At 34.2% G+C, this 23,434-nt stretch carries 13 protein-coding genes and 1 riboswitch; of the genes, 3 read left to right on the plus strand and 10 right to left on the minus strand.

What is annotated here, in order from left to right; genetic code table 11:
• Positions 1-114: 114 nt before the first annotated feature.
• The 8 genes from TX86_RS11000 to miaA form a co-directional block, all read right to left on the minus strand.
• Positions 115-6,615, minus strand: a complete 6,501-nt coding sequence (locus tag TX86_RS11000; RefSeq protein ID WP_052343642.1) for an NPCBM/NEW2 domain-containing protein — start codon at positions 6,613-6,615, stop codon at positions 115-117.
• Positions 6,616-6,765: 150 nt separating this feature from the next.
• A riboswitch (cyclic di-GMP riboswitch) is annotated at positions 6,766-6,850 on the minus strand.
• A gap of 517 nt (positions 6,851-7,367) precedes the next feature.
• Positions 7,368-7,697 (minus strand): hypothetical protein, encoded by a 330-nt coding sequence (locus TX86_RS11005; protein WP_042348797.1) that lies wholly within the window; start codon positions 7,695-7,697, stop codon positions 7,368-7,370.
• Between the two features lie 360 nt (positions 7,698-8,057).
• The gene (gene glnA, locus TX86_RS11010) at positions 8,058-9,392 is read right to left on the minus strand and encodes a type I glutamate--ammonia ligase (protein WP_042348799.1); all 1,335 of its coding nucleotides are present in this window, start codon (positions 9,390-9,392) and stop codon (positions 8,058-8,060) included.
• Positions 9,393-9,429: 37 nt separating this feature from the next.
• A complete protein-coding gene (locus TX86_RS11015) occupies positions 9,430-9,834 on the minus strand; it encodes a MerR family transcriptional regulator (RefSeq protein WP_439096763.1) in 405 nt (134 codons plus the stop codon).
• A 247-nt stretch (positions 9,835-10,081) separates the two neighbouring features.
• Positions 10,082-11,353, minus strand: coding sequence for a methionine gamma-lyase family protein (locus TX86_RS11020; RefSeq protein WP_042348800.1), 1,272 nt, complete (start codon positions 11,351-11,353; stop codon positions 10,082-10,084).
• Between the two features lie 435 nt (positions 11,354-11,788).
• A complete protein-coding gene (gene spoVK / locus TX86_RS11025; RefSeq protein ID WP_042348801.1) occupies positions 11,789-12,733 on the minus strand; it encodes a stage V sporulation protein K in 945 nt (314 codons plus the stop codon).
• Between the two features lie 595 nt (positions 12,734-13,328).
• Positions 13,329-13,562, minus strand: a complete 234-nt coding sequence (gene hfq / locus TX86_RS11030; RefSeq protein ID WP_042348802.1) for an RNA chaperone Hfq — start codon at positions 13,560-13,562, stop codon at positions 13,329-13,331.
• 35 nt (positions 13,563-13,597) lie between these two features.
• Positions 13,598-14,515: a tRNA (adenosine(37)-N6)-dimethylallyltransferase MiaA gene (gene miaA, locus TX86_RS11035; RefSeq protein ID WP_042350413.1), complete on the minus strand. Its 918-nt coding sequence runs from the start codon at positions 14,513-14,515 to the stop codon at positions 13,598-13,600.
• 246 nt (positions 14,516-14,761) lie between these two features.
• Between miaA and TX86_RS11040 the strand changes: the two genes are divergently transcribed.
• From TX86_RS11040 to TX86_RS11050, 3 genes are read left to right on the plus strand one after another with little or no spacing between them, the layout of a single operon-like run.
• Positions 14,762-16,306, plus strand: coding sequence for a spore germination protein (locus TX86_RS11040; protein ID WP_052343643.1), 1,545 nt, complete (start codon positions 14,762-14,764; stop codon positions 16,304-16,306).
• Positions 16,303-17,418, plus strand: a complete 1,116-nt coding sequence (locus TX86_RS11045; RefSeq protein WP_042348804.1) for a GerAB/ArcD/ProY family transporter — start codon at positions 16,303-16,305, stop codon at positions 17,416-17,418. Before TX86_RS11040 ends, TX86_RS11045 begins: the two co-directional genes overlap by 4 nt.
• Positions 17,408-18,520, plus strand: coding sequence for a Ger(x)C family spore germination protein (locus tag TX86_RS11050; RefSeq protein ID WP_042348806.1), 1,113 nt, complete (start codon positions 17,408-17,410; stop codon positions 18,518-18,520). Before TX86_RS11045 ends, TX86_RS11050 begins: the two co-directional genes overlap by 11 nt.
• Before the next feature lie 189 nt (positions 18,521-18,709).
• Here the strand turns inward: TX86_RS11050 and mutL are convergent, their stop codons facing one another.
• Both mutL and mutS read right to left on the minus strand, forming a co-directional pair.
• Complete coding sequence (mutL, locus tag TX86_RS11055; RefSeq protein WP_042348808.1) at positions 18,710-20,641, minus strand: DNA mismatch repair endonuclease MutL; 1,932 nt, start codon at positions 20,639-20,641, stop codon at positions 18,710-18,712.
• A 36-nt stretch (positions 20,642-20,677) separates the two neighbouring features.
• Positions 20,678-23,338 carry a DNA mismatch repair protein MutS gene (gene mutS / locus TX86_RS11060; protein ID WP_042348810.1) on the minus strand — a complete coding sequence of 887 codons (2,661 nt, stop codon included), beginning with the start codon at positions 23,336-23,338 and terminating at the stop codon, positions 20,678-20,680.
• Positions 23,339-23,434 lie beyond the last annotated feature (96 nt).

Consider the following 23,434-nt stretch of genomic DNA (forward strand, 5'->3'; position numbering starts at 1 on the left):
AACAAGACCCTCAGAACTTCGACTTGGAAAACAGATTTTTATTATAAAAGCAAAAGAGCAAGGAAAGTAAAACAACTAAACTCCCTCGCTCTTTTCGATAAAAGTTATAACTGATTATTTATTTTCGATAAAAGTTACTATCTGCACTAAATTAGTTTTTACTTTATAAGCAAAAACTAACATATAGTATCCTTTATCTTCTTCTGAAAGATCTATTGTAAATTGTTCAGCATTTGGCTCTAATTGCTCTACATCTAAAGAAATTTCTTTAAATGTCTTTGTATTTCTTAGACCTATTAGATAAGGATTCACTTTCTTACCGTCTAATCCTTTTACTACATTTTCAATAGTAAATATTGAATTCTCACCGTTTACACTAGGCATTTCTATTATTTGTGGGTCAGCTAAAAGCGTTTCTAATTTGCTTAGTTCTTTTAATGGAGAAAAATCTGTTACTTCATTCCCTGAAATATCTAGTGTAACTAGATTCTTAGCATATTCTAAACCTTCCAGACTAGTTACCCTTGTTTTTCCTGTACCTGGACTAATAAGCGTAGTTAGTTTATACATATCACTAAGTGTGATTTCTCCTGTAATACCCAACGTTTCCTTAATAGATGCTTTTAAATCTTTGTCTTTTATCGTAATGATTTTGCTTAAGTCTATTTCTATAAGATTATCTTTTACTTGTTGTAATTCCAGAGTAGCTTGATCTATCTCTGCTTGAGTAGACTGCTTATTAGCTAAAACATCTTCCGCTTTAGCAAGACTTGCTAATAAAACATCCATACTTTCTTTTGTATAGTCTTCAGCATTTATCGTTTTTGCCTCAGCAATAATATCTTCTAAATTCTGTGTAAAGACTCGATCAGCATTAGCAAAATGTAATTTAGTATCTCCCCAAGTAGCATGGTCAGAACCATTTCCATTGCCACCGTCAGTAACAACTAATTTCAATTCTTTTGCACCACTAATATTCACCTCTATGAACTTTTGTGGGTCTCTAGAATTCATTAAACCACTATCGAATTGCTTCTCTCCATCAACGTATACCTGGAATATAACAGACCCAACAGAACCATACATTTGTCGATCTACACCAACATACGAAGTAAAGTAATCAGCATCTTTATCTGTTAAATCATATACAATCATTGAATTAGAATGTGCTCCTATACCTTTCTCGTAGACTACTTCACTACCATCTTCATTCGATAATCTCAATGCCTTACCACTTATTGAGATGTCTTTTCTAGGCGCGGTATAGCTATTTTGAGTAGATTTCCAATCAAAATCAGAGAGATACTTGTAATCTTCCATATTTACAACAGAAACCGTTCTTTTCTTTGTTACCTCATTGCCATCGCTATCCGTTACAGTGTAAGTAATCTCATACTTGCCAGCTCGATTGAAATTAACCTGATCTGCCCCTGTTACATGTACAGCAGATGTTAAATCACCATCTTCAGCATCTATTGCAGTATATTGTTCATTAATATCAATAGGAGTTCCTACTTTAGTTGCAACGGACTTAGGAATAGTAAGTTCCGGTAATCCATTCGAAATATAGAACTTCGCATCTGCGAAATCAGCGTGATCAGATTCGTTTCCATTGCTAGAATCATTAGCAATTAGCTTTAATTCTTTTACACCTTTTAGAGGAACTCTTACTACTTTTGCATCAGTATTATATCTCATTACCCCACTGTTATATACTTCTTCCCCATCCGCTAATACTTTAAATGTTACACTTGATTTATTATTTTCAGAAATGTTTCTATCTACTCCAACTAACGTTTCGAAGTAATCGTAATTTTTACCTTTAAGATCATAAACGATTTCAGAATTCGCATGTGTTCCAATCCCTTTTGCAAATTCCTTTGTTTCCCCGTTAACAAGTAATTTAATAGCTCCACCCGAAGAAGCCTTATCTTTATTTACCGTCTGCCAAGCTGTTTGTGCAGACTTCCAATCTGTATCCGTAGCATATTTAATATCACTATAAACATAGACTTGTTTTGCCTTTGTTACCGTGTTCCCATCTTCGTCTGTTACAGAATATTCTACATTGTACATACCTGATTTGTTAGGATTAAATCCATTAGCCGTTACTTTTACTTGATTGATTAAATCTCCATCTTCTGCATCAAATGCTTCTACACCTTTTAGAAAATCAAAATCACTGTTTAACTTCACCATTGAGAAATCTTCCGTTAATGTAAGGATTGGTTTACTAGCATTTTGTGTAAACTTAGCATCTGCCCAAACGGTATGATCAGCTGTATTTCCATTATTTTCAGCATCCGTGGTTACTAGTTTTACTTCTTTTGCACCTGCTACAGGTACTTTTACAAATTCATGTTCGTTGTTTACCTTGAATACATCACTAGTAAACTTCTTCTCGCCATCAACCCACACTTCAAATGTTGCGGATGATGGTCTGCCTTTCATCGCTTGGTCGATTCCGATATAGCTTTCAAAGAAATCAAAGCCTTTTCCATCGATGTCATAAACAACTTCAGAATTTGCATGTGCACCTATACCTTTAGAATAGGTAGCATCTAAACCCTGTCTAACAAGTGTAATTGCACTACCAGCAGGTGCTAGATCTTTTTTCAAACCGCCCCATGCTATATTAGCCAATTTTGCATCCATATCTGAAATATAGGTATAATCACTTGTTACTGTAACTTTTGTTGTTTTTATTTCTTTAGCATTTGCATTTTTCACTTCATAAACAATTTCGTAGTTTCCTTTTTTTGTTATATCTACATTATTTGCTTTAATAACTACGTCTTCTGTGATGTCATCTCCTTGATAGTTAGCTGCTTTCACATAATTCATCGGGTCAAATTTTTGACGTAATTTAAGCGTTACATGGTCTTCAACAGAAATGGTAGGTTTGAATGCCTTAAATTCTACCGGTTTTAATGTATTAAGCTTCTTATCGTAAGCAACTATTTCATACGTATAGTTTTCATCCGGTTCAATATTTTGATCAACAAATGTTGTATTCGCCGTGAATCCTACTACTTCACCATTTCGAATAATTTCATAGCCTAATAAATCTTCTTTATCCTTTTTGTTCATATTAAAATATAACGTATTTGTTTTATTTTCTTGATTACGAGTTAGACTCACATCGAATGAAGCATCTTTAGCAAAGCCGGTATCTTCATAATCTATCACACTATTATTTAAGTACCATACATTTTTAGGTTTTGGATATTTGCTTACTTTTTCTTTTGTTTCTGGATTCACTTCGAATCCATGTCTAGCAAAATGTTCACTTAAATCTTGTCCAACAACTTCAGATGAAAGCTCCACTAAATATTGCATTTTAGAGTTTTCCGTATTAGCTGAATCTAATTGGATGTCTCTTTCTCTATAAAGCTTGTTTAATTCTCCCCAATAACCTTTGTGATACATTTCTATTTGCCAGAATACACCTAATCGCTCAGCTAATTCTTGTGATTGATATGACTTAGAATTTTCATTAATAACATTTTTATAAATCTTATTTTCATAAGGGATTCGCTGATCCGTTCTGCCATAGAATACTGACATATACATCGGAATCATGTTATTCGTTATTTCACCATATAAGCGGGCATTTACATCCATTCTATGTCCTATTTCATGCGCTACGCCCCAGCCAGAACTTTTTTCCATCGGAACTAACATACTTACCATAACATCACCTTGTACACCAACATGATTAGTATAGGCATACATATAGCCATATGGCTGTGCTAATCTAATATTCTCTCGGATAAATTTAGGATCGTTCTTCTCATTGCTTCCGTCTAAGCCGTAAAAGTTAAAGATTTCATTCATATATTTGTTATAGGATTTGACAGTATCTAACGGGTTGTAACCATCCGTTATGTATGTTTTATAGGCACCTGTGGCAGTTCCTGTGAATACCAAGTGATCGCTTACTACTTCTACAACATCGATTAATTCTCTATCTTCAACATTTGGATGCTGTTGTGCATCAAGCTCCAGCCGTTTTTTATAATCTATTAAAAATGACTTGAATTCTTCTGGGTCTGTATCCTGCGTTACAAAAGGGATTCGTTCTCCACCTTCAATACGAATAATCGGAGCTTGTGATTGTTGTTCAGGTGTATATGGATTAACAATATAGATTGTTCCACCTTTTGTGACTTTATTTTTATACCAGCTATCTGCTGGTATTTCAGGTACTGTTATCTCATTTTTTCCTGGTTGTAAGTTTACTGTCCTTGCCCAGTTAGCGAAGCTTCCTTCTTGTTGAGCGAACGCTATTTGTGGTAATGGACCATTTGAATCAGCTTCTAAATATATTGTTACTTTCTCACCTGGTTTTGCAGCTAAACCCGTCGGCTGGAAGTTATTCCCTAACCCGAATTTCAGATTATCATTAGCATGCTTGACCATATTCCCGTGTTGCTCTGCTCGAATGATTCTACCTTCTGTAGCTACTTCACCATTTACTAGCTTTTTCGCTAAATCTAAGCGTTCTTTTAAAATACTATATAAAGGATGTGATTTCGCTTCTTTTTCTAACGCATTGATTTTAGCTACACTATTGAACTCAGGTACTACTGCACTCATTGTACCATCGGTGAAAATATTATTTACCTTATCCTCAATTGCGTCTTCCTTGTAGAACGCTAATTCTGATAAAGTTGCCCAGTTTTGATTTGATTTATTAAACTTAAATTTCACACGTTTAAAAGTAGTAGGTTGAAATTTAGCTTCCACTAATCCAGCAACCATTTTATGTTGTCCAGATGCTACAAGTTGATAAGTATCACCTTGAGAAGTTTGAGAAGCATAGATTTCGAACTCTTCAGCAAAACCTTTACGGTCAGATGGTCTTGCACCATACATAATTCGATTTAATTCTACTGCTTCTTTGAATTCTACCTCTACCTCATTAGAGAAATCATTAGAATTCCCTTTATTCGTTTCCCAATAAGTATTCAAATCACCGTCAATAGCATTTTGGATAACTTGACTTGCCCAGTTTCCAGCATTATTTCGGATGCTCTTAATATTCTCATAACTCATTCTATATAACTTTGAATAATCTTCTTTAGAATAATAATCAAATGATTTCGTTACTGCTTTTGTTGGTTCAATCTTTTCTCCATTTATTAGTGCGAATGCATTCTGAATATCTTCCTTAAATTCTTCATATAAAGGATGTGATCTTACACTTTTCTCTAAAGCTTGTAATTTTTCAACTGTATTGTAATGTTCTGAAACTTGATTTTTATTACCATCTGTAAATAGATTCTCCATTTTATTAGATAGAGCATCTTCTTTATAAAATCTAAATTCAGCTGCAAATGGTCGATTTGTATAAGCTTTCTTAAATGCAAACTTTATTCGTTTAAACTTTGTTGGTTGGAATTTAAACTCCAAGAAATCACTTGTTCGTACCGCTGTTCCACTAGAAACTAATTGAAATGTTTCCCCTTTGCTAGTCTCAGACCCATAAATTTCAAATTCTTCAGGAAAACCTTTTTGATTAACTGATCTTGCTAAAAAGGCTATTCTATCTAATACTTCTGCTTGCTCTAATTCGAATATTATTTCATTTGTAAAGTTTGTATCATTATTCTTATTCGTTTCCCAATGCGTGTTTGGTTGATCATCCAACATATATTCTGGCTTCGTACCAGGATAACTCCCCCCATTTGTAGTTACCTTTGATACGTTAGAATTTGGCATTCTAAACACTGCACTATAAGCTTGTTCAAAATCTGTACCATGGCCTTTTAATTTTGAAACCTTTGCAGTAGTGGCTTCAATTTCTTGTTGGTTTAAAAGTAATTTGGCATTTTCAATGTCTTCTTTAAACAAAGGATATAGCGGATGGTTTTTTGCTTCTTCTGTTAATTTATTTAAAGCTTCAACTGAATTAAATTCTTCATTTATAGAACTTAATGTATCATCTTTAAACAGGTTCTTGATTTTATCAGAAACAGAGTCTTCTTTATAAAATTGAAATTCTGCCGCACTTGCCCAATCTTGATTTGCTTTTTTATAAACAAATTTCAAACGTTTAAATTCGGTAGTCTTAAACTGAATTTCCACAATATCTCCTGTAGAACCTTTATATTCACCGGTTGAAACAAATGTATAATCCTCACCTTCATCTGTTGTAGAGGCATAGATATCGAACTCTTGTGCAAACCCTTTCCCTTTTGCACTTGATTGTCTAGCAGCATAAACGATTCTATCTAATGTTATCGCTTCTCTAAACTTAAACACCATTTCATTAGTAAATGTTGCATTGTTAGCTCTCCCCGTCTCCCAATGCGTATTCATATCACCATCAATTGCTTTTTCAATAGGGGACCCTGGATAATTGCCACCATTATTTGATATAGACTCAATGTTAGAATTGTTCATTTTGTAAACGTCATTATATGTATTGTATAAATCACTGCTGTATAAATCGAACTTACTAACAAGTGCACTAATTGATTGTTTAACACCTCCTTCATTCACTGTCGTCACGATCTTCGCATCTGCAACTTCATGTGCTAAGACATTGATTGGTACACTTGCACCATTCACCAACATAGCTGCTATCGTTGCAACCGCTACCACCTTCATACACATTCCTCCTGTTGGATTATTTTCCTAAGAAGTACATAAAAAAAAGTTACTCTTACAAAGAGTAACTTTCACTTGCTTAAGATTCAGCTAAAACCACCTAGATGATTTTTCTCTAAATCTTAAAAAACAAAAAGTAATAATGTACTCTTTGGCAACTGGCTGACTTAGTTAATAAACCTTAGTCCCTATAGCTTTGCGTCCTTAAATTTCTTTAAGTTTGCTATTTGATTATAATATTTTTAAAATTCCTTTACAATATTCCCCTTATAAAAATATTCCGATTTTATAAAACTAACACAAAAATACCTCGATAAAATTCATATTATTAATGACTTTTATAGAGAATAATCTTCAAAACGCACTAAAAAAGATTAATAAATAAGAACTTAGAACTATTTTATAATCCTAATCTGATAAACGAATAGTTATATCGATATATTTTAATACCAATCAAAAAATAATCTTCAATTTACACACTAATAACATTTTTTAGAACAAATAATCCTAATTGCTTCACTAAACCTAAATAAGTTTCTCAAAACTGCGGCTTTAAGCGTGCATGTAGGAAAATATCTATGTATACAATGAAATTATGTATCGAACGCAGACTAAATTGTCATTATTTTTATCTAAAGAGCATTCTAGTGATAACTCACTTTCTGTCTTTTCAACTGGGGGTCATTCTCTTGTTATTTTTCATTCTCTCCACATCCATTTAGGCATAACAAAAAGCACCTCATATGAGATGCTTAGTTATTATCGGTAATAAGTGCAATGTGAGAAATCATCGCATTTAAGTATTTAAGTTCATCTTTCGTATCGTCAGTTAAGCGTACTAAATCCTTAAATGTCTCAACAATCTGAGCTTCAAGTTCCTTATAATTCATAAACTCTCTAAATTTATCAGACTCTTTCTTTAGTTCACTATTTTGATCTATAGCTTTGTCTATGCATTTACATTTTAATGTATACGCTTTGCTTTTACTCTCTAAGGCCTTAATCCTTGCGATAGTCCCTTCTTTTTCTAACTCTAATTCTTTTTTCCAATTTAATAATATCTTTCTCTCTCTCTTATTCATTAATCCTCTCTCCTCCCACCAAAAACTACTTCGACAAAAGGATATATTTTCCTTCACCTTTTGGATACAACAGCATTTTTGATACAATATCAACAGAATATAGACATGAAGATGATACTTTGCGAGATCAAGATCAATCATTTGAAAAGAATCCTGCAGATATTTATTCACATATAAGCAAGAAAATTGAAAAGGATAGAATAGATCAAATCGAAGAGTAGATAAAAAATGTTCTCGAATAATTTTTTTGGATTTTTATCGGGCAAAAATCGGGCATTATCTAAAACATTGTAATCGCCTTAATAATGCCCCGAAAATAAAAAACCCTTAATATCTAATGATATCAAGGGTTTCCAACGATTAATACATCGTCATATATTGGTCACGTTCCCAAGGATGGACTTGTGTTCTAAACATATCCCATTCAATCTCTTTAGCTTCAATGAAGTGTTCTAAAAGATGGGCACCTAGTGCTGATTTAATAACTTCATCGCTCTTTAGTTTGTCTAATGCAGCGTATAGAGTTGCCGGTAAATCAGTGATACCCGCTTCTTCACGCTCTTCTTTAGACATTACATAAATGTTGCGGTCTACTGCTGGTGGTGGAGTCATTTTGTTTTTGATTCCATCAAGACCAGCTTGTAGTAGAACAGCTACAGCTAAATATGGGTTAGCAGCTGGGTCAACGCTACGTACTTCTACACGAGTGCTTAAACCACGAGATGCTGGAATACGTACTAGTGGGCTACGGTTTTGAGCAGACCATGCAACGTAGCAAGGTGCTTCGTATCCAGGAACTAGACGTTTGAATGAGTTTACAGTTGGATTTGTTACAGCTGTAAAGCCTGGTGCGTGCTTAATGATACCTGCGATGAATTGCATAGCAGTTTCACTTAGCTCAATATCTCCTTTTGTATCATAGAATACATTTTCTTTTCCGTTGAAAAGAGATACGTTGCAGTGCATGCCTGAACCATTTACTCCGAATAATGGTTTTGGCATAAACGTTGCGTGTAAACCGTGCTTACGAGCAATTGTTTTTACAACTAATTTGAATGTTTGAATATGATCGCATGCAGTTACAGCGTCAGCATATTTAAAGTCAATTTCATGTTGTCCTGGAGCTACTTCATGGTGAGATGCTTCGATTTCAAAGCCCATTTCTTCTAACTCAAGAACGATGTCACGACGGCAATTTTCCCCTAAATCTGTCGGAGCTAAGTCAAAGTATCCACCTTTATCATTAAGTTCTAAAGTTGGTTCACCCTTCTCATCTAGCTTGAACAAGAAGAATTCAGGTTCAGGTCCAAGATTGAAATCCGTGAAGCCCATTTCTCTCATTTCTGCAAGAACACGTTTTAAGTTCGCACGTGGATCTCCTTCGAAAGGATTGCCAGATGTATCATAGATGTCACAGATTAGACGAGCAACTTTACCTTTTTCAGCAGTCCAAGGGAATACAACCCAAGTATCTAAATCTGGATATAAATACATATCTGACTCTTCGATACGCACAAAACCTTCGATTGAAGATCCATCAAACATCATTTTGTTATCCAACGCCTTCTGCAATTGACTTACTGGAATTTCAACGTTTTTAATTGTTCCTAGAATGTCTGTAAATTGTAAACGAATGTACTTTACATTTTGTTCTTTTGCTAAACGAGTAATATCTTCACGAGTATACTTTGCCATACTTATAATTCCTCCCATTTTTACTGTTCTCTATTTATTAATGAAAAAAGCGAGACATGTCTCCTTGACGAAGATTAGAACGACTTCTTTGATTATGAATTAATTCAGCTCTTAAAAGCTTTCTTAATTCTTCATCTGTAAGATCACGTTTTACTTTTTCTTGCTGATTAACAGTACTTACTTGTTTTTGTGCTTCTTCTTTTACTGAAAAAACTTTTTTAATCCCTGCAAGATTAACCCCTTGTTCTAGCATTTCTTTAATTTCTAACAATGTATCAATGTCATTTAAAGAAAATAATCTTCTATTGCCTTCTGTTCTTGCAGGAGCAACTAATTGATGTTCTTCATAATATCGAATTTGACGCGCTGACAATTCTGTGAGTTGCATAACGATACTGATAGGAAATAGTGGCATAGATCTTCGAATGTTTTTTTTATCCAACTTTTTCCCTCCTCACTTTATTGTTATTCCCATCTTATTCTATGTCAGAAAATTTGTCAATCAGATGTTAGAAAATCTCACATCGAAATTTTCTGGTATTTCGAATGTTTTAAATACGTACTATTACAAAGTCAAAAATAACACCCTATAGAATGTAACATAAATGATTGTTAATAGCACAATTAAACGTTATAATTTTCACAAAATTTTTACAATCAAAAAAAGATAGCCACGAGGGCTATCTTCATTACGCTAATGTAATATGTTTTTGTTCAAGCAATGAATTAAGGGCTGTTAGTACAGCTACCTTAACATGTGAATAAGTTAACCCACCTTGAACATATGCAATATACGGTGCTCTAATTGGACCGTCAGCCGTTAATTCTATGCTTGCACCTTGAATGAATGTTCCCGCTGCCATAATAACATCATCTTCATAACCTGGCATATAATTCGGATAAGGTGTTACATGTGAGTTAATTGGCGAAGCATATTGAATTGCCTGACAGAATGTAATCATTAAATCTGGATTATCGAATTGTACAGCTTGAATCAAATCTGTACGCTTTTCATCCCACTTTGGAAATGTATTTAAGCCTATTTCTTCAAGAATAGCACTTGTAAACTGAGCACCTTTAATAGCTTGTCCAACTGTATGTGGTGCCATAAAGAACCCTTGGTACATTTCTTGAAGAGAATATAGTGATGCACCTGCCTCAGCTCCAATTCCAGGAGTTGTTAAGCGATACGAAACTGTTTCAACATATTCTTTCTTCCCTACTATATAACCACCTGTTTTCGCTAAACCACCGCCTGGATTTTTAATTAAAGATCCAGCCATTAAATCCGCTCCAACATGACAAGGCTCTTGTAATTCAACAAATTCTCCGTAACAATTATCAACGAATACCACAACATCTGGTTTAATTTCTTTAACGAAAGCAATCATTTCACGAATATCATCAATTGTAAAAGAAGGTCTAGAAGCATAGCCTTTCGAACGCTGAATCCCAATCATTTTTGTTTTAGACGAAATTGCATTTTTGACTGCATCAAAGTCGACTTTACCTTCACTCGTTAAATCAATCGCACGATAATCAATATTATATTCCTTTAACGATCCGTTACCACTGCCTCTAATCCCAACAATTTCTTCGAGAGTATCATAAGGCTTACCAGTAATGTACACAAGCTCATCACCTGGTCGTAAAATACCGAATAAAGAAAGAGCAATAGCATGTGTACCTGAAATGATTTGTGGTCGCACAAGACCCGCTTCTCCTCCTAGAACTTCTGCATAAACCTTTTCTAATGTGTCACGTCCCATATCATCATAACCGTATCCAGTCGTCGGATTGAAATGAGAATCACTCACTCTGTTATTTTGGAAACTTTTTAAAACCCGATATTGATTCTGATCAATATAATCATCGGCAATACGATGCATATCTGCGATTTTAGCTTCTACTTTCTCACTTAATGCTTTTAGTTGTTGTCCATATGTTAATTGCTGATACATTATGTTTCTCCTCTATATGTTATATTCTTTGATTTCCCCTATTTGATTGCTAAGTATAGACGTATAATCAAGATACGCATAGCATTCTTACTATTTAAGGAAAGTCTTACTTATTAAATATTGTTTCATTATTAATGATACAAATATCACCGTCAGTAGTGCTCGTACATCATCTTAGTAAAGAAGCACTAACCTACTTCAACTCCGTAACTTGTAATACAAATTATAGATAAATCACATCTTTCTTATTGTATACCGTAACGGAAGATAAATCATCTGCTTCTGAGAAAAATTAGCACATCTTTTACCATTCTACATACGAATGCAATATATCAGATACAAAGAATTAACTCAGCAAAAATCAGAGAAAAAAATTAAATCAGATACCTCTATTTTTAATGGTTATATGAATAAGAGAGACGATTTCCCCCTCTCTTATTCATCAATTTGTAAGTCTTGACTGCGGATTGTTAGTAATTCATCTCTATCATACATATCATTCATTAATAACCTCATTGCTTGAGCTCGTATTGATTTCTCGATGGCATTACGAATATATCTTCCATTTGAAAAACTAATTGGGCTCCACGTTGACTTAATATAAGTAAGATGATTTTGAAGTTTTTCTTCCGCATCATTACTTAATAAATATTCTTTATCCTTTAGCATTAGTGCCGTAATGTCCATTAACTGAGGAACATCATAGTCCGGAAAATCAATAACGATTGGAAATCGAGAGTGCAAACCTGGATTTAACGCTAAAAACTGCTCCATTTCCTTTGAATAACCGGCAAGTATAAGAATAAATTCGTGTGATTTGTCCTCCATATGTTTCACTAACGTATCTATTGCTTCTTTTCCAAAATCCTTCTCTCCGCCTCTCCCTAACGAATACGCTTCATCTACGAACAATATTCCACCTAAGGCCTTCTTTACTAAATCTCTTGTTTTTTGTGCTGTGTGTCCAATGTACTCTCCCACCAAATCCGCTCGCTCTGCTTCTATAAGATGCCCTTTCGATAGCACATTCATCTTCAGAAAAAGCTTGCCAATTAATCGGGCTACCGTGGTTTTTCCTGTGCCTGGATTTCCTTTAAACATCATATGCAACACTTGCCGCCCGGCTTTTAAGCCTTTTTCTTCTCGTTTTTTATTTACATAAATCCACGCGTAAATTTGCTTGATTGTTTTTTTCATTTCCTCCATTCCAACAAGTGCTGCTAGCTCCTCTTCTATTTGTTTTAACGCTTGATGGTGCTGGGGAATTTCTCTGTCATATGTTTCTTTTATCGGTAAATCCTTTTTAAGTACTTTTCTTTTTTGGTTACTGATTACAACATTTATCGTTCCATTATTTCGCTTTCTAGAAGACTCATCCAAAAATACTCACCTCGCACACGATATGCTAAAAGGGTCTATCTTCACCTCAATGGCTTATTCCGAGAGGGTTACTATTTTGAAGTTAGACTCATTTTTATAAGTTATCGCATGAATGACAATAGCAGTCTATCCATGTTGAATTTTGTCATATTTTGCGCTTTCCTAAGAAATAATTTCTCTGTTTATCTATATTCATCATCCTACTTATACATGAACTTTTTTATCGACATGCTTAACTCACATAACTAAAAAGGAATGATTTTAGTCATTTTTGATTTATTTTTTATATCTAATTAAAAATTTGATTATTTAGAAGTATATGGGGCTTTATCATATTCAAAAGCGGAAAAGAAGATTGTCCAATAAGCCCTATTAAATATATTTCATTATATATAGTGTTTTGCTTAAACTTTCAAATGAAACACGAGTCTACATCTCAAACAAAATGCCAAATATTCACCTTTTCAAGCAACTTACTAAATTACCTATTAACCGTAACGACGTACTAAACTTCTATAAAGCGGAAAGAGGCGTCCTGAAAGTGATTTTTAATCACTTTCAGGACGCCTCTTTCCAGAACATTTCTATCGAATTATTACTCTTTACTTTCAAAATTTATTTGCACATTTCTTTGTGGTGAAAACGTTGAAATAGCGTGCTTAAATACTAATTGTTGTTTCCCTTCACTTTCAAATAATACGGTAAAGTTGTCAAAACCTTTGACTTGTCCTCTTATTTGGAAACCATTTAAAAGGAATACCGTAACATAAGTTCCTTCTTTTCTCAATTGATTTAAAAATTGATCTTGAATATTTACGGATGTTTTCATTACAGTTGATCCTCCTCATTTAACACTATTGTTTACTATTCGCTTTTCAAAGCCAACTTTCCTTCTATAAATTCAGATATTTCACCAAACTTTTTTACATAATTGTGACCATCCATTTCAAACCATGTCACATTCATTTTATTTCTAAACCACGTTAGTTGTCTTTTAGCGTAACGTCTTGAATTTTGTTTCAAATTCTCTATAGCCATATTTAATGATACGCTTCCATCGAAATAGTCGTAAAGCTCTTTATATCCAATCGCTTGAATCGATTGACAATCTCTCAAACCTTGATCATAGAAGAATTTCACCTCATCTAGTAAACCTTCCTCCATCATAATATCTACTCGATGATTAATTCTTTCATAAAGCTTATCCCGTTCCATCGTTAACCCAATGAGTGCAACTTCATAAATATATTCTTTGTCTTGCTTCTGTATTTGTTCACTCATCTTCTGTCCTGTACAATGAAAAATTTCCAATGCACGAATAACTCGACGAACATTATTTGGATGAATAGCTTTCGCACTTTCTTCATCTACTTCACGTAAACGTTCATGAACAACCTCGACACCTTGCTCTTTTGCTAATAACTCTAATTCATTTCGATAACCTAAATCATTAATAGCCTCAGAGAAAGTGTAGTTTTGTAATACCGCTTCTATGTACAATCCTGTGCCACCTACAATAATCGGTAGCTTTCCTCTTGCTGTTATATCGTTAATACAATTTGTCACAATTTCTTGAAACTGCGCAACATTGAATGCTTCGTTCGGATCTTTAATATCTATTAAATGATGTGGAATGCCATCCATCTCATCCTTCTTGATTTTCGCTGTACCAATATCCATACCGCGATATATTTGCATGGAGTCACCACTAATTACTTCACCATTATATTTCTTGGCTAGTTCAATGCTTAGTTTTGTTTTACCTACTGCTGTCGGCCCCATAATACATATTACTTTTTGTTTACGAATCACTATATTTTCAACTACCTTATATCTATTTCCTTTATAGTATCATAATTTCTTAAAAAGCAGACATTCATCTCGATATTATTTATTCGCTAAACAAAGACATTCACCGATTAAGTTATTCCCATATTCCCGACATTTAAAACACAAAGTAATGATTATATTATTTAAGTTTTTAAGCATACTAACTATCATAATTCATTACAAAGTAGGTGCAATCAGTTGGCTTTTTCATTTTTTCGAAAAAAAAAGATGGATAAAAACAAACAAAAACAACAACCACAACCTCAAACAACGCAAGAAATAAAAGAAATAAATCTAAATTTAACGAACAACCCTAATGAAAATATCGAGATTATTAAACAAACTTTAGGCAATAGCTCAGACATTACTACAAAACCTATGAAACTTCAGGGAGTAAATGCCCAATTGCTCTTCTTCGGAACTTTATCAGATCGGATGGATATTCAAAGAACAATAGATGACTTAATGGACAGTAGTTTTTCATTAGAAGAGTCTTTAAATTTCTCTTTAAAAAAATACGAGGAGAAAGATGCTTCTTTTAATATTCTGAATGATTTATTAGCTGGATATGCTTTCATCTTTTTAGAAGGGCAGCAGTTACCATATAGCTTCATGGCTCGAAAACATGACGGACGCGGAGTGGAACCACCACCTAATGAAAGTGTGGTCCGAGGCTCACACGAAGGATTTGTTGAATCATTAGAAACAAATACATTTCTATTAAGAAAAAATCTTGTTACACCTAATTTAGTTGTTAAAAACTATCAAATAGGTAAGGAAGCTCCTCGTCCAATTGGTATGGCTTATATTAGTACCATAGCGGATAAAAAATTAGTTCAAGATATTGAAAACAGACTAAATAGTATCGAGATTGATACTTTATTTAGTTCTGCATATGTAGAGGCTTTCATTGAGGATTATACAGTTACACCCTTTCCTCAAACATTAAAAACAGAACGAGTAGATCGTGCCGTTGCGAATTTAATGGAAGGAAGAATCGCTCTATTTTGTGAAGGTTCTTCTGCAGCAGTTATTTTGCCTGTTTCATTTTTCGCATTTTTTCAATCGCCAGATGATTATAACACTCGCTTTACAGTTGGATCTTTTTATCGACTAATTCGTTATATGGCGTTTTTTCTTGCGATTATCATGCCTGCTTTTTATATTTCCATTGTTGGTTTTCACTCAGAGGTACTTCCATCTTATTTACTTTTTTTAGCAAAGCAATCTGTTGAAGGTATTCCATATCGTCCTTTAATTGAAGCAAGTATCGTTGAAATAATGATTGAATTAATACGCGAAGCGAGCTTACGCCTCCCAACAAAAATCGGACCCACCATTGGCATCGTTGGAGGGCTCGTTATTGGTGATGCCATTGTAAAAGCTGGATTAGTTTCTAACTTAATGGTGGTAGTCGTTGCATTAACAGCTATCTCTGCATACCTCTTCCCTACTGAAGAAATGAGTCTTACCGTTCGCATTTTGCGTTTTCCTTTTATGATTGCAGCTTCATTTTTAGGCATTTACGGTATTTTAATTGCTTCCCTTATCTTAGTAGGGCATTTATGTAAGTTACAACCATTCGGTGTTCCGTACTTATCACCAATTGCTCCATTTATCGGTAATGATATAAAAGACACATTTATAAGAGCACCAATTCTTATGATGAATAGAAGACCAAAAGGAAGCCGTAATATTAATACAATACGCGAAAGATTTTCAAGGTGGTGGAAAAAACCGTGAATACTCAAACAAATAATCAAATGTCAAAGCTACAAATGTGTTGTTTTCTTTTACACGCACAAATCGGAATCGCCTTTTTATTAATACCTCATGTATTAGGTGAGGAAGCTGGTCATGATGGCTGGATTTCAGTTATACTAGCAGGTGTCTTTATCCAATTGCTCGGTTTTCTTTACTACTACATTGTTAAAAACTATCCTAATAAAACCTTTTACGACATTACAGTTATCGTATTTGGAAAAACATTAGGAAAATTGATTAATTTATTTTTAATTATTTACTATTTTCTATATTTAGTTATAGTCGCTGCAAAATGTGCTTCTATCCTAAATTTATGGATTTATTACCGAACGCCTACATGGGTGATTATGGGGTTATTCATATTTATTGGTTATTTCATTGTTTCTTCAGAGCTAAAAGTAATCGGTAGATTTTTGGTTATTTCATCTGTTTTTATTTTTACAATCGTTTTTTTTCTTTCATGGGCCATTAAGGATTTAAACTACTTATACATTTTACCTGTTGGAGAAGCAGGGATTGTAAACATATTAAAGGGTACATATAACGGAACCATCGCCTTCGCAGGATTTGAGACCTTTTTATTTGTCCATTCCTTTAGCGCTTTTTCCGAAAAAACGAAGCTATCGATTTTTAGTATAGCCATCTGGATCGTCTCTTCGCTCTACTTAGTCGCAACCCTAATATGTTTTATGTATTTTCCTAATGCCGCTCGAAATGTAGAAAATGCTGTTGTTTATTTATTAGTTCCAATGCAATTTACAATTGTTGAACGAGTGGAAGTGTTTTTCTTAGCAGGATGGACTGTTATTATGGCAACATCATTTATTTGCTTTTTGTATGTTTGCTCATTGGGCGTCTCGAAATGGAAGAAATCGAAAAGTCATATACGATTTGTCATGCCAGTTTCCATAGGTGTCTTCATTCTTTCAATAATATCTCAATTGTTCGTAAGTCAAGATTTTTGGAGAATCGTAACCAAAACTCAAGATTATTGTACATATACCATCATATTATTAATTCCACTGATCGTCGGTTGTACAATCTTTTTTCAAAATAAAAGAAATAAAGGCGTGACAACAAATGAAATCTAAGTTGTATATTGTTGTAGTTACTTTTATTTGTTTCATTTTTCTAACAGGTTGCTGGGATGAAAAATTATTAAAAGATACAAGATTTATTCTCTCTATCGGCTTAGATAAAGACAAAAAAGGAAAAATTGAAGGAACCTATACAACACCAAACTCAAATAATTTCCCACAATCTACAATCGTTACAACAGTAGAAGGAACAGACATACGAAGTTTAACGCAAAATGTGAATAATAAAGTAGCTGAAACTCTCGATTCAACAAAACTAAAGATGATCTTTTTCGAAGATAAATTAGCGCAAAAAGACGGTATTTATCCATTCCTTGATATCGCTTTACGTGACCCAAATAATCCGATGAATTCATTTATTGTTGTAACAAAAGGAAAAGCAAAAAGTTACTTTACAGACCCTATCCCAAATGAGGGTCTACCTTCACAATATTACGAGGACTTATTTAGATCAGCAATTAAAAGGAATATTATCCCTGAAGTTTATTTACTTCAAGCTTCACGAATATTTAAAAATAAAGGAAAAGACATTGTCGTTCCTTATGTAAGTAAATCTTCCGATAAAACACCTAAAATTGCTGGGGTCGCACTTTTCAATGAAGGCAAATTTACTGGGGAAACTCTTTCTGTCCATGAAAGCATCCTTTTCAATATCATGAATGAAGAAACAAATGTAGTACATCCAGAATTTATTGAAAAAATTTTTAATGATAATCAACCTACTATTGAGGATTATATTACAATCAACTTTACAAAAGTAAAGCATAAAATAAAAACGTCTATTGTGAACGGAAAAATAACAGCCAAATTAACAATGGATGTACGTGTTGAAATTGTTGAGTCTCCTAAAGTAAAAGTAAAAAGTAATGTTCATAAAATCCAAAGCTTACTAGAGGAAAAACTAACTAAGCAAGGGAATGCAGTAATTAAAAAATTACAAAAAGCCAATTGTGATGGATTAGCATTTGGTCGTCAATTTATGGCCTTCCATAGTAGAGAATTCAAAAAAATAGATTGGGAAAAAGAAGGCTACAAAAATGGTGATATTAGTGTTGATTTCAATGTAAAGGTTACTCAACACGGCTTAATTTATTAAGTTCATAAAGAGAAAAGATTTATTAACTTCAACGACAAAACTGGCTGTGCTTACTTTTCTGATCAAACAACCGAACCTAGTTCCACATTTATCGTAGATAGCAAACAAATTGCAGCTATATCATTTGAAGCCGATTGACAATCCAAAAAACAGGATGGTAAATTACACCATCCTGTTTTTTATTCAAAATCACATAATTCTTTTAAACATCTTCTCAATATCACGTGTTGAATAGTGAATAATAATCGGTCTTCCATGCGGACATGTAAACGGATCAGATGCTTGTCTTAATTGTTCTAGCAATGAAGTAATTTCATCATTACGTAAATGATGATTAGCTTTTATCGAAGCTTTGCAACTCATTAATATAGCAGCTTCTTCACGCAATTTCTTAATGTCAACCTTCTTCATGTGTAGTAATTGGTCAAGAATGCTTTCAATTAATTCTTGCTCATCACCAGAAGGAAACCATTGTGGATGCGAACGAACAATAAAGGCATTATGACCGAAGTCCTCTAAGAAAATCCCGACTTCTTTTAGCAACTCAATATTTGCTTGAATTTTAATACTTTCATCATACGAATAATTAAGTGTGATAGGCACTAATAAATCTTGCATTTCATTACCCACTTGGCCTACTTTATCACGGAAGAATTCATACTTAATTCTTTCCTGAGCCGCATGCTGGTCTATCATATAGAGACCATTTTCATTTTGAGCGAGTATATAAGTGCCATGCAACTGTCCAATTGGATAGAGCGTAGGAATTCTACTTGTAGGCTCCTCTATTTTTCCCGTTACAACCTCACTTACTTCTGGCTCTTTATAAATCTCTTCCTCTACCTCAACTATTTCTTCCTCTAGTTCAGGCTCTTCTTCATATGATATAGAAGAGTAATTTTCAACTGGAGTAATAAATGTTTCTGTCTCCTCCAATTTTGGTGGTGGTATAAACATCGGCTCAACTGTTGGAATGGAATGTAGCGCTCCATCTTCACGAATTGTTGTATTCAAAGTCGAAATTGCTTGCTTTTCCAGCTTATTAGGTGGTGTATAGTTTGATTCTAGTGAGAACGCAACCTGCTCCGACTGTTGCTTTGTAGGTTTTTGCTTCTCAACATTTGAAGGAATAAGCACTTCTTTCTTAAAGGCTTTAATAATGGTCTCAGTAATTAATTCCATTAATTCTTGTTCTTTACTTAAACGAACTTCCAACTTAGCTGGATGAACATTCACATCAACTATGATTGGATCCATCTCTATATCTAGCAAGACGATTGGATATCTCCCAATTGGCAAGAGTGTATGATAACCCTCTAGAATAGCCTTAGACAAAAGGAAATTTTTAATATATCGACCATTAATCATTAGCGACATATAATTTCTCGACGCTCTTGTACTTTCAGGATAAGAAATATATCCTTTCAAACGAAAATCTAAAGAGTGTGCTGAGATTGGTATCATTTTCTTCGCTAAATTAAAGCCATAAATAGAAGCTAATACCGCTCTTACATCACCATTACCATTAGTATGAAGGATGTTCTTACCATTATGAGAAAGCTTAAACGATACCTCCGGATGCGATAGTGCCAGGCGATTGACTACATCCGTAATATTACCTAACTCTGTATGAATTGTTTTTACATATTTTAAACGCGCTGGTGTATTGAAGAATAAATCAGATACGGTAATATCCGTTCCTTTTCTCGCTGAACAACTAGTGTTAGAAAGAAGCTTTCCACCTTCTAACACTACATGCGTCCCAGCATCTCGCCCAGTGCTTGTCTTTAAATCGAACATCGAAACAGAAGCTATACTTGGTAAAGCTTCACCCCTAAAGCCTAATGTACGAATACGAAATAAATCATTTTCATCTTTTATTTTGCTCGTTGCATGGCGATCAAAAGCTTTCACAACATCATCCTGTTCAATACCATCACCATTGTCAATAATGCGAATACTTTTTAATCCCGCTTCTTCAATTTCAATTTCAATAATGGTGCTATTAGCATCAATGCAGTTTTCGACCAGTTCTTTTACAACGGATGCAGGTCTTTCAACTACTTCACCAGCCGCGATTTTATTAGATAGCTCATCACTTAATTGGATGATTTTTCCCAAGTTCCTTCACCTCTTTTCTCCTTTTCAAAGACATGCTTATGCTTTTACTTTTTTCTGCAAATCATATAACGCGTTCATAGCGTCTAAAGGCGTCATATCCAAAATATTTAATGCTTTTAACTGCTGTAAACATTTTTGTTCAGACGATGATAACTTTTCTTTTTTTATTGTTTTAGTTGTTTCAAAGAATGAGAGTTGCGCTTCTTCATCCTCTGTTGCCGGTGTTTTGATTTCTTCTTCTTTAACGACTTCATTTACAACAGTTTTGACTTCTTCTTGTTTAACAGCTTCCTTTATCACGCTAGGAGCCGCTACAGGTTGCTCTGATTCGAATTGCTGTAATAACTCATTAGCTCTATTAATCAATTCCTCTGGAAGCTCTGCAAGCTGCGCCACATGTATACCATAACTCTTATCTGCTGCTCCTTCTTTGATTTTGTGAAGGAATACAACTGTCCCATTTTGCTCAACAGCACTAACATGGACATTTTGTAGGGCATGCAAGCTTTGATCTAAAGATGTCAATTCATGATAATGAGTTGAAAATAACGTTTTTGCACCAATTTTACCATGAATATACTCGATTATTGCTTGAGCGAGAGCCATTCCATCATATGTGGATGTACCTCGTCCAATTTCATCAAAGAGAATTAAACTATTTTGAGTAGCATGGGCAATCGCATGTTTCGCCTCTAGCATTTCCACCATGAATGTACTTTGTCCTGATATTAAATCATCCGCTGCGCCTATTCGTGTAAAGATTTGATCAAAAATCGGTAGCTCAGCTTTTTCAGCAGGTACAAAACAGCCCATTTGTGCTAAGACAGCTGTTAAAGCAATCTGACGCATATACGTACTTTTACCAGACATATTTGGTCCTGTTATTAACAGCATTTCACGATTTTCATTTAAAATACAATCATTTGGTACATATTGCTGCTTTTGCATCACTTTCTCTACAACTGGATGACGTCCATCAATAATGTTCACATGTCGTTGTTCAGAGAAAACAGGTCTGGTATAGTGACGCTTCTCACTAACTGTAGCAAAACATTGCAACACATCTAATTCACTAATACATTTCGCAAGTGCTTGCAACCTTGGAATATATTCTTTCACATGCTCTCTAATGGTTGAGAAGATGCTATATTCAAGGTCCACCATTTTTTCTTCTGCTTCTAAAATTAATGTTTCTTTTTCTTTTAAATCTGGCGTAATATAACGTTCAGCGTTCGTAAGAGTTTGCTTACGTTCATACTGTCCTTCTTGTAAAAGATGAATATTAGCCTTCGTTACTTCAATATAATAACCAAACACCCGATTAAAGCCGATTTTCAATGACTTAATCCCTGTTTTTTCACGTTCTTGTTTCTCTAGTGCCGCTATCCATGTTTTACCGTTACGACTTGCATCACGATATTGGTCAAGAGATTCATCATAGCCGTCCTTAATCATATTTCCTTCTTTAATAGAAAGCGGTGGATTTTCAACAAGTGACGATTCTAAAAGATCTGCTACTTCTTCACATGGATCTAAGCGAGCAAGTAGTTTTTGTAATTGTTGACTGTTTATATTCTCAAATATCGCAGCGATTCTTGGCACTTGCTGCAATGATTTTTTTAGGGCAATTAAATCACGAGCGTTCGCATTTCCAAAGGCTACTCTTCCTGATAAACGCTCTAAATCATATACTTCCTTTAAATTCTCACGTAATTCTTCTCGTTCAAAATAATTCGCAATTAACGATTCTACCATATCATGACGCTCAGATATCGCATTTTGCGAAATCAATGGGCGGTCAACCCATTGCTTAAGCATCCGACTACCCATCGCTGTTTTCGTTTCATCTAACAACCATAATAATGAGCCATTCTTCCCTTTTCCGCGAATTGTTTCAGTTAGCTCTAGATTACGTTTTGAATGATAGTCAATCTTTAAGTAACGGTTAGTTTCATAAGTCTCAGTTGTTTGTATATGATCTAGGCTTCTTTTCTGTGTTTTAAATAAATAATGAAGCAGTCGACATGTAGTAATGACTAGCTTTTCTTGTGTTAAACCGCTAATAATGGCTTCAAAACTAGCATCAACTTGTTCTTCATTTTCAATCGATAGAACAACACCATGGCTTTCTACTAAACGTTGCTGTAATTCTTCAGGAAAACTTTCATGTATAATAATTTCCTTCGCAGAAAGTGCAGCCACTTCATTTAAAACGTCTTGGAAAGAATCTGAAAGTAAAGTTACTTTGTTCTCACCTGTTGAAAGATCAGCAAATGCTAAACCAAATGTCCCATCTTCAAATAAAGTAAGCGATGTTAAGTAGTTATTTTCCTTTTCATCCATGCCTCGACCTTGCATTATCGTACCCGGTGTAATTAATTGTACTACTTCACGCCTTACAACGCCCTTAGCTTGACGAGGGTCTTCCACTTGCTCACATATCGCAACCTTATAGCCTTTTTCTATTAATGTATCAATGTAATTAGCAGCAGAATGATATGGAATCCCACACATCGGAATTCGCTCTTTCGATCCACCATCTCTGCTTGTTAATGTTATTTCCAATTCTTGAGATGCATTAATCGCATCTTCAAAGAACATTTCATAAAAATCACCTAAACGAAAAAATAAAAAGGCATCTTGATAATCTGCCTTTACTTGTAAATATTGCATAATCATAGGCGTATAAGTAGTCATACTCTTTCAAAACCTTTCCAACATAAATTCATCAAAACCCATTATAACATATACACTAATGATAGAAACAAATAGAAAAAACTAGGAAGTTTCCTC

The organism is Bacillus massiliigorillae (assembly GCF_000380245.2).
Lineage (GTDB): Bacteria > Bacillota > Bacilli > Bacillales > DSM-1321 > Bacillus_AD > Bacillus_AD massiliigorillae.